Genomic DNA, 16,955 nt, shown 5'->3' on the forward strand with positions numbered 1-16,955 from the left:
GATCATGCGACGCATCACCCGCGCCCCCTGGGAGCTCCTCAAGCGCACCTTCGGCTGGCTGGTCCTCTTCGAGCTGCGCAACAAGGTAGTGCTCCTGCCCTCCGCACTGCGGCTGCGCCGCTTCGAGAGCGCCGAAGTCCGCCGCCTCGCGGCCGCTGCCGCACCCCTGCCCGCCGCCCTCGTCGCCACGGTCATCGCCACCCACCGCCGCCCCGACGAGCTGCGGGCCGCCGTCCGGTCGGCCCTGGCCCAGACCGTGCGCGATCAGGTCGTGATCGTCGTCGACGACGGGGCGGGTCTCCCCGAACTTCCGGATGATCCACGGCTGTTGGCCGTTTCGCTGGCGCGCAACACCGGCGTGGCCGGCGTCGTGCGCAACGTCGGCATCCGGCTCACCCGCTCGCGGTACGTGGCGTTCCTGGACGACGACAACCTGTGGGAACCCGACCATCTGGAACGAGCGCTGACGGTCCTGGAGTCCCCCGGCGGCCCGGACGGCGTCTACACGGCGCTGCGCCGCGTTCTGCCGGACGGGACCGAGCGGGACATCCTGTCCGTGCCGTTCGACCGTCGTCGGGCCGCTCGCGCGTCCTTCCTGGACACCAACGCCTTCGTCGCCCGCCGCAACCCGACCTTGCACTTCAGCCGACTGCGGCGGACGCCGGACGTCCTTCCCCGTGAGGACTGGGAACTCGTCCACCGGTACAGCCGCGGCCACCGCGTGCGCCATGTGCCGTACGCCACGGTGCGGTATCTGGTGAACCCCGGGAGCTTCTACACGACCTGGTCCGGCTGAGGCCCCGGAGCGGCCCGCAGGCCGCCCGGCTTGAGCAGGGCGGCCGCCGCCGCCCTACTGGCCCCCCTGCCGAGGGCGGCCCGCGACGCCTCGCGCAGCAGCACGGCACCTCTGAAGCACGCCGTCGCGACGGCGCCGTGGCGACGCCCGTACAGCCGCACCCGGTTGAGCGTGAGCAGGGTCCACAGCCGGGGCGAGACCTGGGAGTCTCCCCCGAGGTGCACGGCCTCGGCCGTCGGCTCCAACCGCGTGACGTATCCCCGGTCCCGCGCCCGCAGGCAGTACTCGGTCTCCTCCGAATAGAGGAAGAAGGACTCGTCCCAAGGGCCGCAGGCGGCACGGCAGTCGGCCGAGACGGCCATGAGCGCGCCGGTCGCCCAGTCCGCGCGCGTGGGCCGTCGGTACGCGGCGGGGTCGGTGACGAGTTCGCCGAGGCGCGGGAAGCGCCCGGCCCGGCGGTTGCCGATGACGGCCTCACCGAAGGCCCTCAGCACGCTCGACTCGCGGCGCAGCGAGTAGTGGGGCGTGTTGCGGCCCTCTTCGTACAGGAGGGGTACGGCGATCCCCACTCCGTCGCCGAGTCTGCCCACCAGTCGCTTGGCGCAGCCCTGCCGCATACGGATGTCGGGGTTGCAGATGAGAGCCACCCCGCCCTCACCGGCGGCGGCCAGCGCCGCGTTGATGCCGGCCGCATACCCGGCGTTGCGGCCCGTTTGGACGATCGTGGCATCCGGGGCCAGTTCCTGGAGGACCTGCACGGTGTCGTCGGCGGAGTCGTTGTCGGCGACGACGAGCCGCCAGTCGAGGCCGGCCATGCCCTCGGGAAGCGCGGCGAGGAACCCGGGGAGCACCGGGGCGCTGTTCCAGGTGACGACGATGACGGTGACGGGGCTCATCGGTTCTCCACGAGTTGAGGGAGCTGGACTGGTGAGGTCTGGGCGGGGCCCTGGACCGCGACGGCGACGGCCTCGCGCCGCACGAAGCCCAGACAGCTGCAGCCCGCCCCCAGGAGCAGGAAGAACATGCCGGCGAACATGGGAAAGCTGAGCGAGTCGAACGTGGCGCTGATGACCAGGGCGACCAGCGACGAGGCGAAGAACGCCTGTCCCAGCTCGCGGTCGGACTCGGTGCGGGCCAGGCGCCGGATGCCGCCGCCGTGGTGGATTCCGGTGACGAACAGGACGAGCAGGGCGACGAGTCCGAGCGCGCCCATCTCGGCCAGGGCCAGCATGTACTGGTTGTCGGTGAAGAAGTACAGGTCCGGAGTGAAGGTGCCGAAGCCCCGTCCGAACCACGGGTGTTCCTTCAGATAGGGGACGATCGCGCTGTACTTGACCGTACGGGCCTGTGTGCTGCTGTCGGAGTTGGACAGGAACGAGGCGAACAGGCCCGTGATCGTGCCGATCAGCCCCGGCACGAGCACCTTGAAGACGGCCACGGAGGCGGTCATCAACCCGATCGCGGCCCAGCGTCGGGCCGGTTTCCAGCGCGGCACCATCACCAGAGCCACCAGCAGCAGGCCGATGATCGAGGTCCGCGACACCGACAGGGGCAGCGCACCGGCCATCAGCAGCACCGGTCCCCAGCGGCGCAGCGCGTGGCGGTGGCGGCGTACCGGATCCAGGGCCTGCTGGATCGCGAACGGCAGGAGGATCGCCAGCATGCCGGCGAACTCCAGCGGCTGGGCGGTGGTGGCCCGGGGCCGGGTGAAGGCGCCGCGGTCCATGACACTCACCTGGGTCACGCTGGTCTGGAGGCCGGGGATGTGGAGGGAGTCGGCGATGTTGGTGGCCGCGAAGAAGTCGTAGAAGCCGATCGCGGCCACGACGGACCCCATGACCACCATCCGGCGCATCAGGACGTCCAGCCGGCTGCGCTCCTGCACCCCCGCCGAGGTCAGGACGACCAGTGACACCCACACCAGGAACCCGATGAGCCCGCGGTCGGCCCCGAGGACCTCCTCGTGCGAGCTCTCGCGCATCGCGTCGGCGACGTAGGCCGCCAGGACGGCGAGCCCGAGCAGGCACATCGCGACCCGGGCGAGCCTGGTCCCCGGTGCCGGAAGGATGCGGCCGCCGAGCCAGGTCGCGAGGTACCACAGCAGTCCGAGCAGGGCGAAGACGTTGGCCGGGGTGCCGACGCCGCCGAGCGCGGGCAGGGCCAGGCTCGAGGGGATGAAGAAGGCCAGCGCCAGGTAGACGGTGAGGATCGCGGTGGCGTCGACCTGTCGCCCGAGCAGGCCCCGGCGGGTGCGGGCGTGCTCCGGTCGCGGGGCGGCGGCGTTCCCGGTCCGCCGCCGGCGGCGGACCACCGCGACGCCCTCCAGGAGGATCGACAGCAGGAACGCGCTGACGACGCCGAGGATGACGACCGCCGCGATGTCCTGGTAGCGGCTCTTGGACTTCGACACCGGGGTCTGCGGCAGGACCACCGGCGCCGTCTGGACGAAGTAGGTGGGCGGGACCTTGGCGGCGGCCTGCAGGGCCTTCAGCTGCTCGCCGGCGAAGGCCGTCAGGGTGTTGGTCTCCCTGAGCACCTTGGCCCGGTCGGTTCCGGTGACGCTGAGCGAGAGCAGCGGGCTTTCGCTCTGCGGTGCGAAGCCGGCCGTGTAGGGGTCCGTGACGCCACGGCCCTGCAACTCCTTGGCGGCGTCGGCCGATTCAAGGGTCCGGATCAGCACGTCGGCCGTGACGATGAGCGAACCGCCCGCGTTGGAGATCGGGTTGCCGAACGTGGGGGCGAGCCGGGCGACGGCCGAGGAGTCCAGCAGCGCGACCGAGCTCTGCGACTGGTAGGAGACGGGCACGGTCACGTAGAGATACGCGCCGCCGAGCAGGCTGAGCAGGGTGAAGGGCACCATGAAGTACCAACGTCTGCGCAGAATGGCCCATATCTCACCAAGGCTCACGAACCATCCCCCCATTCGGTGGCATCCCGCCGCGCGCCCTGCCAGTATCGGGGGTGACGGAAGGAACTCCTATGTCGCCCGGGAACGTCGCCGCTGCGCTGCTCCGCCGCTGGTACGTCGTGGTGGTCGCGCTGCTGCTGACGGCCGTCGGGGCGTACCAGGTGGTGCGTCCCGCCCCGCAGTACGTCGGCTCCGCGGTGGTCGTCCTCAAGCCGCCGGTGACGCAGAACCAGCCCAACCAGCTCACCAATCTCCAGCCGCCGCTCGCCGTGGTCTCCTACGCCGTCGTCCAGCAACTCCAATCCCCTTCCGGGGCCAGGGAGTTGAACGCGGCGGGCGTGCACGGGACCTACCGCCTCGTCCCCCGCAACAGCGGCACGAGCGCGACACCGCGCTATCTGATCCCTTCCCTGCAGGTGCAGTCGCGGGCGTCCGGCCCCGATGCCGCGGTCCTCGCGGTGCGCCGCATCATCGGCGTCTACACCAGGCACGTCGCGCAGATGCAGACGGCTCAGGCCGTCCCCGCCGGTTCGCGGATCACCGCCTCCGTCCTCACCTCCCCGAGCGCCGCCGAGGTGCAGGGCGACAAGAGCCGGGGCCTGGCCGGCGTGTCCCTGCTGGGCCTCGTCGCCGGCGTTCTGGGTGCCTTGTGGCTCGACCGGTACCTGATGAACCGCCGTCAGGTCGCGCCTGGCCGGCGCACTGCTCCCGTACCCGTCGCCCACTGAGCGGAACCGGTCGCTCATCAGATACCGCGGCGCTTCCACGACTCCCACCACAGCCACTCCCGGCCGCGCTCGGCGACGGCCGACCACACCAGCGGCTGCAGATACGGCATCACCGTCGGACCGATCCGCCGCCTGAGCCGCAGTGCGCGGTACTCCGGCAGCGCCGCGTACCCCGGCAGGCACTCCGCGGCGAACGCCACACAGTCGTCGACCGGTACGACTCCGGTGCGCCCCCGGTCGTAGGCACGGTAGGCCCGGCGCAGCGCGAAGCGGGCGAGCCGGGTGTGCACCTCGTGGGCCAGGCGGTCCGCCTGGGGCAGCCGGTCGGCGCACTTGGCCAGCACCGAGTCGAAGGCCACCAGTCGCTGGCGCAGGTCGTCGAGCTGACCGCCGAAGTCCGTCGTGGACATGTTCTTGCCGTGGACCCGGTAGAAGGCCTGATCGGCACCGCGTATGTGTCCGACGTCGGCGTGTGCGGCGAGCCGCATCCACATCTCGATGTCGCCGGCGTGGGGCAGCGCCGGGTCGTAGCCGCCGACCGTGCGCTGGAGGCTGGTGCGGACGACGACCTCCGGCGAGGTGATGCATCCGGTGCCCTCGCGGAAGCGCCGCTCCAGCCACCACTGCCCGGGGTAGACGACCGAGCCGGTGCTCTGCGTACGGGCACGTGGCAGTGGGCCGCCGTGCTGGAAGCGCAGGGGGCGCCCGTAGGCGAACCCGGCCTCGGGGTGGGCGTCCAGGAGGGCGGCGGCGCGGACCAGCGCGCCCGGTACCAGCCGGTCGTCGGCGGAGAGGAGGGCGACGTAGTCCCCGTCGGCCCATTCCAGCAGGCCCTCGTTGTAGGTGGCGATGTGGCCCTTGTTGGTGTCGTGGACGCGGACCTCGATACGTGGGTCGGCCGCGGCCAGCTTGTGTGCGGTCTCCGCCGAGTCGTCGGGCGAGGCGTCGTCGATGATGAGCACCCGGACGTCGACGCCGTTCTGCTCGTCCAGGACGCTGCTGACGCAGTCGGCGAGGAAATGGCCGTACTTGTAGCAGGGAATCACAACACTGACGGTGCTCATCGGAGGGCAGGCCAATCCCCGGTGGTGGTCTCCGGCTTCGGCGGAGACCACCACCGGTGTGTTCGGGTCGGTCAGTTCTTCTTCCTGCGGACGGACTTGCCGGTCAGCGTCCAGGTGTGGGACTTCACCGTGTGGTGGCGCTTGTCCCGGGCCGTGACCGTGACGGTGAACCGGGTGCCGTCCGGCAGCGGGGCGGACAGGTGGACGGACACCTTGTGGGTGGCCCGGTCGTAGGAGGCGACGGCTGTGACGCGGAGCTTCTTCGCGGCGGCGGCCTCGGGGCCGGGCAGGATGGTGACGGTCACCTGGACGGAGGACAGCTCGGCCGTGCCCGGCAGGGCCATGACGAGGGGGCTCGCCGCGTCGGCGGTGTACGTCACCGAGGACGCCGTCGCCTCCGAGGGGGTGGCCGTCGTCAGGGACGCGCTGGGGTTGTCGGCGGTGAAGATCGGGCCGACCCAGTAGTTCGCGGATCCGTACGAGCTGGTGGGGAAGGCCGGGTCGGCGCCGTACCGGTAGAGCCCGTTGTGGTGCGTGGTGGTGTCCGCGGTGGCGGTCAGCGGGTAGGACTGGTGGGCGGCCGCGAAGTAGCCTCCGTCCACCGCATAGTTGCCGTTCGGCGCATGGTAGGAGACGACGTACGGGGTGCCGGCGGTGATGGCCACCGGCGTGGCGAAGGTCAGCGTCTGCCAGCCCGAGGCCGTCTCGCCCGTGAAGGTGCCGGTGGCGAGCAGCGTGCCGCTGTCGGACCACAGGCTGCCGGTGTGGGTGCCCGTGTTGCCGGTGCCCTTGTAGAAGGTGACACCGGTGACCCAGCCGCTCGTCGAGGACGTGAACCGGGTGCCCAGCTCGACGGAGTTGGCGTCGCCGGTCGTGTCGGCGGTGGCCGGCACGGCGGAGGAACTCCACAGCGTGCAGGGGCAGGTGACCGCGGGTGGGGTGGAACTGGTGGTGAAGGACCAGGTCACCGGGTCCGCCATGGCGTTGCCCCACACGTCCGAGCCCTGGACGGACGCCGTGTACGTGGTGTGCAGCGCCAGTTGCGTCGACGGTGTGAACGTCGCCTTGTTCGACGCGGGGAGCGTGACGGCCCCCGGCACGGTGTTGCCGTCCGGATCCTTCACGCTGAGCGTCAGGCTGTCGGGGTCGACGGCCGCACTGAAGGTCGCCGACACCGGTGCCGTGATCGACGCGTCGGTCGCCCCGGAGGTCGGGGACGTCGAGGTGACGGTGGGCGGGGTCGTGCCGGCCGTCGAGGTGTCCAGCACCACGTCGACCCAGTAGTTGCTGCCGGAGGACTGCGAGGACGGAAAGGCGCTGGTCGAACCGTAGTGGAAGACGCCGTTGCCGCCGTCGGTGCCGGACTTCAGCGCCGTGAGCGGGGCGAGGCCGGCGTCGCCGCCCGAGAAGTAGCCGCCGTCGTAGGAGTATCCGCCGTTGGGGGCGAAGTACGAGGCGACATAAGTGGTGTTGGCCTTGACGCTCACCGGGGTGGCGAAGTTCAGCTGCTGCCAGCCGGAGGCCGTCTCGCCCGTGAAGGTGCCGGTGGCCAGGCGGGTGCCGGAGGCGCTCCACAGGCTGCCGGTGTGGGTGCCGGTGTTGGCGGGTGACTTGTAGAAGCGCACGGCGGTGATGGAACCGGCCACCGTGGTACGGAACTTGACGCCAAGCTCCACCGAGCTGCCGTCGCCCGCGTTGACCGTGCCGGGAACGGCCGAGGCGGCGAAGACGGTGCAGGGGCAGGTCTGGGGGCCGACGGTCACCGGGACGGTGGTGACGGCGCCGATGTTGACGCTGTCGTCGACCGCGCGGACCTTGATGGACGCCGAGCCCGGGGTCGTCGGGGTCCAGGTGTAGGTCCAGGACGCGAGGCCCTTGGCGGCCTTCCAGGTCGTTCCGCCGTCGGTGGACACCTCCACGCGGGCCACCACGCCCCCGCCGGAGTCGGTGGCGGTGCCGGTGATGGTGACGGGCCTCAGCGCCGGGACGGTGACACCCGAGGACGGGCTGGAGACGGTGACTGCCGGGCCGGTGGTGTCGGTGGAGGCCATGGCGGCGACGAGGTTGCTCTGCCGGGTCAGCGGCTGGACGCCCATGTCGGCGAGGATGTTCACCGTCGCCTGCTGCATGCGGGAGTCCTCGGTGACCACCGTGTCGTTCGGGTTGTACGTCGGGACGTTGGTCAGGCCCCACGACCACTGCACGGTCCCCGACCCGAACACCAGGGCCCCGGAGTCCTGGTCGCGGAACTCGACCAGGTTGTGCGTCGCCGTGCCGTTGCCGTACACGTTGCCCCAGTCCATGCGGAGCTTGCCGTCGGTGATGTCCACCGTCGTGGACGACACGTCGATGGCTCCGGCGGGTCTGGTGCTGTTGTCGATGTCGCTGTCCCACTCGTAGCCGAGGGTGCCCGTCGGGAAGGTGGCGGTCTGGCCTGCGGCGAGGTTCGCGATGGAGGTGTTGCGCCAGATCCGGTTCCTGCCGTAGGAGCCGGGGACCGTGATCGCGTCGCTGCGGTAGCCGTTCACCTGGAACATGGAGCCGGTGAGGATGTTCGGCGGCTGGTAGCCCTGCCCGTACTGGGTGCTGGTCGGGTCCATCCAGGTGCCGGTCCAGATGCCGCTGGGGTCGGCCACGCCGTTGTTCTGCGCCATCTTGGTCATCTTGTAGCAGACCAGGGTGCGGTCGGCCGTGTTCGTGCCGTCGTTGCTCGGGGCGAGCCGGGTCTTCCAGAAGACCTCGTTGCCGCTGAAGAAGGCCTCCCGCACGCCGGCCTTCCTGGCCGCGAGGACGTTGGAGTACTGGCTCTGCGTCCAGTACTCGTCATGGCCGGAGGACATGTACACCTTGTGCTTCTCCAGCAGGGAGGCGCCGCTGCTCGACGACACGTCCACGCCGGACATGTAGCTGACGTCGTAGCCGTTGCGCTCCAGCCAGGACAGCATCATGTACTCGGAGCCGTAGATGCCGTTGTCGCCGCCGATGTCCAGCGGCCGGTTGTAGCTGACCTCGTAGGCTCGGCCGTCGGGCGCGGGTCCCGCGCCTCCGTAGAGGTTCTGGCCGCCGTAGGTGTTGTATGCCTGCCAGGTCTCGTCGCTGGTCTGTACGACGATGTCGGAGGTGCTGGAGTCGTTGCGGACCACGAACGGGTACGGCATCAGGCCGTTGCCGTCGGTCTGGTCCAGGTTGGCGATGTACAGGCCGGACACGGCGTCACTGGGCACGGTCCAGCTCGCGGTCACCGGCCAGTTGCCGCAGTCGACCAGCCCGGTGCTGCTCTTGGTGGAACAACTGGCCGGCTTGGTCGTGTAGTTGGCCGGATAGGTCGCGGCCGCCTGGGCCGTGGTCGACATCTCGCGCGCGCCGTCGCCGCCGTACCAGCCCAGCCGGTAGATCTCGATGTGGTACGGGACTTTCGACTGGACCTTGAACTGGACGGTGTCGCCGGCCTGGACGCTCTCCTCGGTGGAGAAGCCCTGGATGTCGCCGTAGGCGTTGGGCGAGAACCAGTCGGTCTTGGGGCTGCCCGGCTTGGAGTTCTCGCAGACGATCGGGTTCGAGCCCGCTCCGCACGGGTCGGCTGCCGCCTGCGCGGTCGCCGCCTGCGGGAGCACCGCCCATATCAATGCTGCCACGACGGCGAGGCGCCCGCCCCGGAGCCGTCTGCTCCATCTGTTCATGTGTACCTCTCAGCGGTGCTGTGCAGGGCCGGCCCGCGGGCCGGGGCGGAGCGGGAGGAGCGGGGAGCGATCAGCTTCCGAGCGTGTCGGCGAGGGTGTCCACGATCCGTTGCTGCTGGTCGGGGGTGATCTGCGGGTAGAGCGGCAGCGACAGGATCCGTTCCGCCGCCTTCTCGGCGGTCGGGAAGTCGCCCCGGGAGTGGCCGAGATGGCGGTACGCCGGTGTGAGGTGGACCGGGGCGGGATAGTGCACCCCTGCGCCGATGCCCTCCGCGTTGAGCTTGCCGACGACAAAGTCGCGGTCCGCGCCGGTGACCTGGAGGACGTACAGGTGCCATACGTGGACGTTGCCGGGCGCCGTCGTCGGGAGCACGACCCGCCCGGTGGCCGCCAGGTCGGCGAGCATTGCGTCGTAGCGGGCCGCCGCCGCCCGCCGGGCCGCGTTGCCGTCCGCCAGCCGCGCCAGCTTCGCCCGCAGCACGACGGCCTGCAGCCCGTCGAGACGGCTGTTGAACCCGGGTACGTCGTGGCGGTATTTGGCGACGCCGCCGTGGTTGGCGATCGCGCGTACCAGGTCCGCGAGTTGTTCGTCGTCGGTGAGCACCGCACCCGCGTCGCCGTACGCGCCGAGGTTCTTGCCCGGGTAGAAACTGGTGGCCGCGATGCCACCGCTGCCGGGGGTGCGGCCGTCGCACGTCGCGCCCTGGCACTGGGCGGCGTCCTCGACGATCCGTACGTGGCCGGGGAGTTGGCCGGTGAGCGCCGTCACGTCGGTCATCTGGCCGTAGAGGTGTACGGGCACCACGGCGCGGGTGGCGGGGCCGACGGCGGCCAGGGCGGCCTGGGGGTCGAGGAGGTAGGTGTCGGGCAGGCAGTCCGCGAGGACCGGGCGGGCGCCGGTCCGGGCCACCGCGCCGACGGTGGCGATGAAGGTGTTGGCGGGTACGACGACCTCGTCGCCGGGGCCGACGCCGCTCGCCCGCAGGGAGAGTTCGACGGCGTCGGTGCCGTTGGCGACGCCCACGCAGTGTGCGACGTGGCCGAACCGGGCGTACTCGCGCTCGAATTGGCGGACCTCTTCACCGCCGATGAACGCGGTGCCGGCCAGGATCCGTTCGAATCCGGCCCGTACCTCGTCGGCCACCTCCTCGTGGGCCGCCTTGAGGTCCACGAGCGGAATCCGGTTCATGTCAGCGGTCCCCCCACTGTCGGTGTCGCAAGTTCCTCCAGCGCGGGCTGGTCCGCCGCGCGCAGCCGTCGGGCCGGGCTCCCCACCCAGACCTCACCCGGCGGTACGTCGCCGAGCACGGCGCTGCCCATCCCGACCAGCGACCAGGCGCCGACCGTCGTACCCTCCCTGACCAGGGCCCCGGCGCCGACATAGGCACCCTGCTCCAGCCGCGCTCCCCCGCCCAGGCGGACTCCGGAGGCGAGCGTGGCGTAATCCTCGACCACGTCGTCATGGGTGAGGACGACATGCGGCATCACGGCGACATGTGCGCCCACCCGTACGGCGGTGGTCAGGGCGCAGTGCGCGAGCAGGACCGAGCCGGGACCGATCTCGCAGGTCGCCTCCGGCACCGCCGCCGTCGGGTGGATCACGGTGGCATAGCGGTCCTCGGGCAGGCCGAGGCGGCGGACCAGCCGGGCGCGCGCCGCGTAGTCCCGGGGATTGCCCACACAGACCACCACGTGGGCGTCGGGCAGGTCGTGGACCAGCTCGCTGCCGCCGAGGACGGCAATTCCGTCCACCTCGGTGCCGTGCAGGGCGGGATTGTCGTCGAGGTGTCCGAGCAGCCGGTACTCGCCCGCGTCGGCCACGGCCGCCGCGGTCTCCCGGGCGAAGCCGCCCGCGCCGATGATCACGAGTTCGGTCATCTGCGGGCCTGTTCGCGCAGCACTGCCACGACACGGTCCTGCTGGACCTCGGTCATGGTGTGGAACAGCGGCAGGATCAGCGAGTCCCGGGTGATCCGCTCGGTGACCGGCAGTGGCACGCGGGGGTGGTCCGCGTAGGCCGGTTCGAGGTGCGCCGCCATGATCCCCCGCCGGGCGGAGACACCGGCCGCGGCGAGCGCGGCCAGCAGGTCGTCCCGGCCGGCGGGGAAGTCCTCGTCGAGCAGCACCCAGTAGGACTGGAAGTTGCTCTGTCCGTGCTCGGGGTCGCGTACGGGGGTGAGGCCGGGGACGTCGTGCAGCAACGAGTCGTAACGGGCCGCCAGTTCGCGTCGGCGAGCGATCATCGCGTCGAGCTTGCCGAGCTGGACCAGGCCGACGGCGGCCTGGATGTCGGTCATCCGGTAGTTGAAGCCGGTCTCCAAGTAGCTTTCCAGGACGGGCCTGTTGCTGGCATGGCGCTGTGCCGCCGAGGCGTTCATACCGTGCTCGCGCAGCCGGCGCAGGCGTGCCGCCCACTCGGTGTCGTCGGTGGTGATCATGCCGCCCTCGCCCGTGGTGACGAGCTTCCGGGGGTGGAAGGACCAGGCGGCGAGCAGCGCGCCATGGCCGACGGGCTTGCCGCCGGCGGTCGAGCCGATGGCACAGGCCGCGTCCTCGACCAGGGGCAGGTCCCAGTCGGCACAGGCGGTGCGCAGGGCGTGCCCATCGGCCGGTACGCCGCCCTGGTGGACGGCGAGGACGGCCTTGGTGCGGGGGCTGCGGACCGCGTCCACCGTGGCCGGGGTCAGGTTGCCGGTGGCGAGATCGACGTCGGCGAACACCGGCTCGGCGCCGACGTGGCGTACGGCGTTGGCGGTGGCGATGAACGACAGCGAGGGCACCACGACCTCGTCGCCGGCGCCGAGGCCGAGCGCGACGAGGCAGAGGTGCAGGGCGGTGGTGCAGGAGCTGACGGCGATGCCGTGCTCGGCGCCCACCCGCTCGGCGAAGGCCCGCTCGAAGGCGGCGACCCGGGGCCCTTGGGCGACCCACCCGGACAGCACCGCCTCGGAGGCGGCCTGGGCCTCCTCCTCGCCGAGCCAGGGGATCATCACCGGGATGCGGTCGGTGGTCACCTGGCCGCCTCCCGCTCCGCGCGCCACCACTCCACCAGGTCCCGCAGCCCCGTGCGCAGCTCTGTCTGCGCCGTGAACCCGAGCCGCTCGGCGGCCCGCGAGGTGTCCGCGAGCCGCCGGGGCACCCCGTTCACCGCGCGGGCGGGCCCGTGCACCGGCTCCAGGCCCTGAGCTCCCATCGCCTCCAGCAGTGCCTCGGCGAGTTCCTTGAGCGAGGTCTCCGTGCCGCTGGCGATGTTGAAGACCTCGTCGGTGAGGTCCGACTCGGCGGCCAGGACGTTGGCCCGGGCGATGTCGCGGACGTCGACGAAGTCCATGGTCTGCGTGCCGTCGCCGAGGATCAGCGGCGGCTCACCCGCCTCGATGCGCTCCATCCAGCGGATGAGCACCTCGGTGTAGAGGCCGTGGATGTCCATCCGGGGGCCGTAGACGTTGAAGTAGCGCAGCGCCACGTAGTCCAGGCCGTACATGGCGTGGAAGCTGCGCAGCATGCCCTCGTTGAAGGCCTTCGCCGCCCCGTAGAAGGTGTCGTTGTTGTACGGGTGGTGGCGCTCGGTCGTCGGGAAGGTCTCGGCCATGCCGTAGACGGACGCCGAGGAGGAGGCGATCACCTTGGCGACGCCGGCCTCGGCCGCCGCCTCCAGGACGTTGAAGGTGCCGTCGACCAGGACCTCGTTGGCCAGCCGTGGCTCCTGAGCGCACTGGGTGATGCGGATCGCGGCGAGGTGGAACACCAGGTAGGCGCCCTCGGTGACCTTCCGCACGGTCTCGGCGTCCCTCACGTCGCCCTCGACGATCTCCACGACGCCGCGGGGCAGGGCCTGGGCGAGGTTCGCCCGCCGTCCGCGCACGAAGTTGTCGAGTACGACGATCTCGCGGGCGCCGCCCTCGGCCAGGAGGTCGACGAGGTGGGAGCCGATGGTGCCCGCTCCCCCGGTGACCAGGATCTTCTTGCCTCGTACGCTGCTCAACTGCACTTGCCTCTCAGCCGATCGGATCTGTCAACGCCCGGCGCGCAGGCCGACGACCGCGCCCCGGAATTCGAGGCTCCGGGACGCCGCCTCGAGGATGTCCAGCACACGCAGGCCCGCCCGGCCGTCGGTCAGCGGCGCCCGGCGCTGTCCGATCGCGTCGCCGAACTCGTCGACCATGCTGCGCAGCGCCTCCTTCTCGCCGATCGCGGGCGCGACCATGTCGCCGGAGCGGTACGAGACGAGCATGTCCCGGCGCTCGTCGTCGCCGATCTCCTGGGGCGAGGCCAGGTCCACGCCCCGGTCGTACACGGCCACTCTCTGCAGGGGGTTGAGGTCGTCCCAGATCAGGGTGCGTTTGGCACCGCCCACCATGGTGGTGCGCACCTTGGTCGGGGACAGCCAGTTGACGTGCACGTGGGCGATGGCCCCGGTGTTGAGGGTGAGTGTCAGGTAGGCCACGCAGGCCTGTCCGGCGCCGATCGGGTCGGCCCCGTGGGCGGCGACGGCGACCGGCTCGACCTGGTCGGGGAGGATGAAGTCGAGGATCGACAGGTCGTGCGGGGCCAGGTCCCACATCACGTCGATGTCCTTCTGGACAAGTCCGAGGTTGATCCGGACCGAGTCGACGAAGTGGACCTCGCCGAGTTCGCCGGAGCGGACCAGTTCGCGGATGCGGCCCACGGCGGGTGTGTAGCAGTACGTGTGGTCGCACATCAGGGTGAGACCGCGTTCCTCCGCCTCGGTCACCAGGCGCATCCCGTCGGCGTACGTCGCCGCGAGCGGCTTCTCCACCAGGACGTGCTTGCCGGCGCGCAGGGCGGCCAGGGCGATGTCGAGGTGGGTGCCGGCGGGCGTGGCCACGGCGACCGCGTCCACATCGGGGTCGGCGAGAACGGCCGCGTAGTCCGCGGTGGCCTTGACCGTCGAGTAGCCGCCGAGGACCCGCTGGGCCCGGTCCACGTCGAGGTCGCACAGCCAGTGCAGCCGGAACCGCTCACTGGCCTGGAAGTTGCGTACGAGGTTGGGTCCCCAGTAGCCGGCACCGACGACGGCCACCCCCAACTGCTTGGCTTTCTGCGTCACTTGGTCCCTCTCCCCCAGGTCCATCGGTAGGCGGTCCGTCCGCGGGCGGTCCATCAGTAGGCCCCCGTTCCCCGCACCACCGCGGACCCGGTGCGCAGCAGGATCGACACGTCGAGGCTCATCGACCAGTTGTCCACGTATCCGAGATCGAGCCGGACTGCCTCCTCCCAGGGCAGGTCGGAGCGGCCGCTGACCTGCCACAGTCCGGTGAGGCCGGGCTTGACGAGCAGCCGGCGCTTGATGTCCGGCGGGTACGCCTCCACCTCCTCGGGCAGCGGCGGGCGCGGGCCGACCAGCGACATGTGGCCCCTGACGACGTTGAGCAGTTGCGGCAGTTCGTCGAGCGAGCTGCGGCGCAGGAACGAGCCGACCCGGGTGATCCGCGGGTCCCCCTTCACCTTGAACAGCAGGCCGTCGCTGTTCTGGTTGAGGTGCTCCAGTTCCGCCCGCAGGGCCTCCGAGTCCGGCCGCATCGTGCGGAACTTCAGCATGGTGAAGTGGTCGCCGTACCGGCCGACCCGCTGCTGCCTGAACAGGGCGGGCCCGGAGCTGTCCAGCCGGACGACCAGGGCGATCAGCAGCATGGGCAGCGCGAGGACCAGCAGCAGCGCCGCCGCGAGTGTCCGGTCCAGCAGTTCCTTGGGCAGCCGGGAGATCCGGGAGAGGTTCGGCGCCTGGATCCGCAGCAGCGGCACCCCGTTGGTGGGCCGTACCGCCAGCCTGGAGGCGGAGACCTCGGTCAGCACGGGGGCCAGCAGGAAGTCGACGCCCTGCGCGGCGGCCGTCCAGGCCATCCGGCGCAGGGCCGAGGCGTCGGTCCCGGGTACCGGCAGCGCCACCACGGTGGTGATGCCCAGGGCCCGGACGACGTCGTCCATGTCGCCGACGCCGCCGAGTACGGGCAGTCCCAGCTTGCGGATCTCCGCGGCGTTCTGCGGATCGCTCAGGCACGCCCCGGCGGCCTGCAGTTCCTGTCCGCCGCCGCGCCGCAGCACGGCGACCAGCTCCACGATGCCACGGGACGGCCCGACCAGCAGTGTCGTGCTCCGATCCCGGCCCCGCGCCCACCGTCTGTGCAGTCGGCGGCGCAGCGTGTACCGGACCGGCAGGGCGATCACGGCGGCCGGCACTGCAGCCATGGTCATGTCATGAAGAAGGCCTGAATCGCGGGTGAACAGCCAGTACGCGAGGGCGGCCAGCGCCGGCAGCGCGACGGCTCCGCGCAGCACCCGTCGGTACTCCTCGCCGCCCAGGCCGAGGGCACTGCGATCGTAGGAGCGGTGGGCCAGCATCGCCACGATCCACGTCGGGGGCAGCACCAGGGCCACCGCCCAGCGGCCGTACGCCCCGTGGATCACCAAGGCCGCGACGACGGCGGCGAGGCCGTCCGCGACCAGCAGGACCGTCCGGTACTTGCGTTCCCAGCGTCTTCGGCGAGCTTCTGGACGTCTGTGTTCCACAACCAGTTGCTCATGCGTGACCTCAATGGTCATGTCCCCCCACCACATGCGCGGCTCCCCCTGACCGAACGCAGGCGGACCTACGGTCGCGCATGCGCAGCCAGGGCTGGATCAGCACCGCATGTGTCTCCTCCACACAGCGGCACCGACAAGACGAGGAGGCCTTCAGCGGTTCCCCAACCGCCTTGTGCTTCCTGCATGTTGGTTACTACCGGTTTCGCATCCGGTTCACGACGCCGTACCTTGACGTGCCGTCAAGTGCAGGTACCCCTCCCAAACCGGTCCGGCGGACCTCAATCTAGACCACGGGACGCAGTCACGGGAACAGTTGGACGAAACACGCAGCGCAACGGCGACAACGAAGCCATACTGCCCGGGTGACGAGCATCGTGATCCCGGCTCACAACGAGGCGCGCGTCATCGGCCGGCTCCTCGATTCACTGCTGGCCGACTCCTCCGCGGACGAGACCGACATCGTGGTCGTGTGCAACGGCTGCACGGACGACACCGCGCGGATCGCGGCCGCTCGCGGCCCGCGCGTCCGGGTGGTCGAGATCCCCGTTCCCTCCAAGCACGCCGCCCTGCGGACGGGCGACGAGCACGCGCGCGGCTTCCCGCGCCTGTACGTGGACGCCGACGTCGTGATCACGGATGCCGACGTCCGCGCGCTGACCGAGCCCCTGGACGACGATGCCTCGGGCATCCTCGCCACCGCCCCCGAACGACGGATCCCACTGGCCGCCTGCGCCTGGCGGGTACGCGCCTACTACCAGGTCTGGCAGCGGCTCCCCGCCGTGCGCGAGGGGCTGTTCGGCCGGGGTGTGATCGCGGTGTCCAAGGCCGGGCAGGCCCGGATCGCGGCGCTGCCGCCGCTGATGGCGGACGACCTGGCCGCGTCCCTCGCGTTCTCCCCTGAGGAGCGGCTCGTGGTCGGCGGAGCCGGTGTCGTGATCCAACCGCCGCGCACCTGGCGGGACTTGATCAAACGGCGCATCCGTGCCGCCGTCTCCACCGCCCAGGTCGAACAGCATCACCGGCCCGAAGAAGCCTCGGCGCGCACGACCAAGGCGGATCTGGTCGCCCTGCTCCGCAGGGAGCCCAGACTCTTCGCGGGAGTCGTGGTCTTCGTCGCGGCGGCGGTCACCGCCCGGCGAGGGGCCAAAAAGGCCATCCGGGCACAGGACTTCGGCACCTGGCTGCGGGACGAGAGCAGCCGGCACAACTGATCGCACCACACCGGGAGCCCTG

The 16,955-nt window shown here is 71.0% G+C and carries 13 protein-coding genes; 3 read left to right on the top strand and 10 right to left on the bottom strand.

Annotated elements, in window-relative coordinates:
- Window positions 1-4 precede the first annotated feature (4 nt).
- Window positions 5-796: a glycosyltransferase family 2 protein gene (locus ACWC2T_RS36110; protein WP_450674566.1), complete on the top strand. Its 792-nt coding sequence runs from the start codon at window positions 5-7 to the stop codon at window positions 794-796.
- On the opposite strand, the gene ACWC2T_RS36115 is transcribed toward ACWC2T_RS36110, so the two are convergent.
- Both ACWC2T_RS36115 and ACWC2T_RS36120 read right to left on the bottom strand, forming a co-directional pair.
- Window positions 775-1,692, bottom strand: coding sequence for a glycosyltransferase family 2 protein (locus ACWC2T_RS36115; RefSeq protein WP_450674567.1), 918 nt, complete (start codon window positions 1,690-1,692; stop codon window positions 775-777). The two genes, ACWC2T_RS36110 and ACWC2T_RS36115, sit on opposite strands and share 22 nt — an antisense overlap.
- Window positions 1,689-3,656 (bottom strand): O-antigen ligase family protein, encoded by a 1,968-nt coding sequence (locus ACWC2T_RS36120; RefSeq protein ID WP_450674568.1) that lies wholly within the window; start codon window positions 3,654-3,656, stop codon window positions 1,689-1,691. The genes ACWC2T_RS36115 and ACWC2T_RS36120 overlap by 4 nt, the downstream gene beginning before the upstream one ends.
- A gap of 119 nt (window positions 3,657-3,775) precedes the next feature.
- Here ACWC2T_RS36120 and ACWC2T_RS36125 point away from each other — a divergent pair, with 119 nt between their 5' ends.
- Window positions 3,776-4,432, top strand: a complete 657-nt coding sequence (locus ACWC2T_RS36125; RefSeq protein WP_450674569.1) for a hypothetical protein — start codon at window positions 3,776-3,778, stop codon at window positions 4,430-4,432.
- A 17-nt stretch (window positions 4,433-4,449) separates the two neighbouring features.
- Here the strand turns inward: ACWC2T_RS36125 and ACWC2T_RS36130 are convergent, their stop codons facing one another.
- From ACWC2T_RS36130 to ACWC2T_RS36165, 8 genes are all read right to left on the bottom strand, one after another.
- Entirely contained in the window at window positions 4,450-5,496 is a 1,047-nt protein-coding gene (locus ACWC2T_RS36130; RefSeq protein ID WP_450674570.1) for a glycosyltransferase family 2 protein, read from the bottom strand.
- A 71-nt stretch (window positions 5,497-5,567) separates the two neighbouring features.
- Window positions 5,568-9,131, bottom strand: a complete 3,564-nt coding sequence (locus ACWC2T_RS36135; RefSeq protein ID WP_450674571.1) for a DUF4082 domain-containing protein — start codon at window positions 9,129-9,131, stop codon at window positions 5,568-5,570.
- 115 nt (window positions 9,132-9,246) lie between these two features.
- Window positions 9,247-10,365, bottom strand: coding sequence for a DegT/DnrJ/EryC1/StrS family aminotransferase (locus tag ACWC2T_RS36140; RefSeq protein ID WP_450674572.1), 1,119 nt, complete (start codon window positions 10,363-10,365; stop codon window positions 9,247-9,249).
- Window positions 10,362-11,054: an acetyltransferase gene (locus ACWC2T_RS36145; RefSeq protein ID WP_450674573.1), complete on the bottom strand. Its 693-nt coding sequence runs from the start codon at window positions 11,052-11,054 to the stop codon at window positions 10,362-10,364. Before ACWC2T_RS36145 ends, ACWC2T_RS36140 begins: the two co-directional genes overlap by 4 nt.
- Window positions 11,051-12,190 (bottom strand): DegT/DnrJ/EryC1/StrS family aminotransferase, encoded by a 1,140-nt coding sequence (locus ACWC2T_RS36150; protein WP_450674574.1) that lies wholly within the window; start codon window positions 12,188-12,190, stop codon window positions 11,051-11,053. Before ACWC2T_RS36150 ends, ACWC2T_RS36145 begins: the two co-directional genes overlap by 4 nt.
- Window positions 12,187-13,167, bottom strand: a complete 981-nt coding sequence (locus ACWC2T_RS36155) for an NAD-dependent epimerase/dehydratase family protein (RefSeq protein ID WP_450674575.1) — start codon at window positions 13,165-13,167, stop codon at window positions 12,187-12,189. Before ACWC2T_RS36155 ends, ACWC2T_RS36150 begins: the two co-directional genes overlap by 4 nt.
- A gap of 24 nt (window positions 13,168-13,191) precedes the next feature.
- Window positions 13,192-14,247 (bottom strand): Gfo/Idh/MocA family protein, encoded by a 1,056-nt coding sequence (locus tag ACWC2T_RS36160; protein WP_450674576.1) that lies wholly within the window; start codon window positions 14,245-14,247, stop codon window positions 13,192-13,194.
- A 53-nt stretch (window positions 14,248-14,300) separates the two neighbouring features.
- Window positions 14,301-15,740 (bottom strand): exopolysaccharide biosynthesis polyprenyl glycosylphosphotransferase, encoded by a 1,440-nt coding sequence (locus ACWC2T_RS36165; protein ID WP_450674577.1) that lies wholly within the window; start codon window positions 15,738-15,740, stop codon window positions 14,301-14,303.
- Between the two features lie 344 nt (window positions 15,741-16,084).
- On the opposite strand from ACWC2T_RS36165, the gene ACWC2T_RS36170 reads away from it, so the two are divergent.
- Window positions 16,085-16,933: a glycosyltransferase gene (locus tag ACWC2T_RS36170; protein ID WP_450674578.1), complete on the top strand. Its 849-nt coding sequence runs from the start codon at window positions 16,085-16,087 to the stop codon at window positions 16,931-16,933.
- Window positions 16,934-16,955 lie beyond the last annotated feature (22 nt).

This window comes from Streptomyces sp. NPDC001393 (assembly GCF_053597455.1).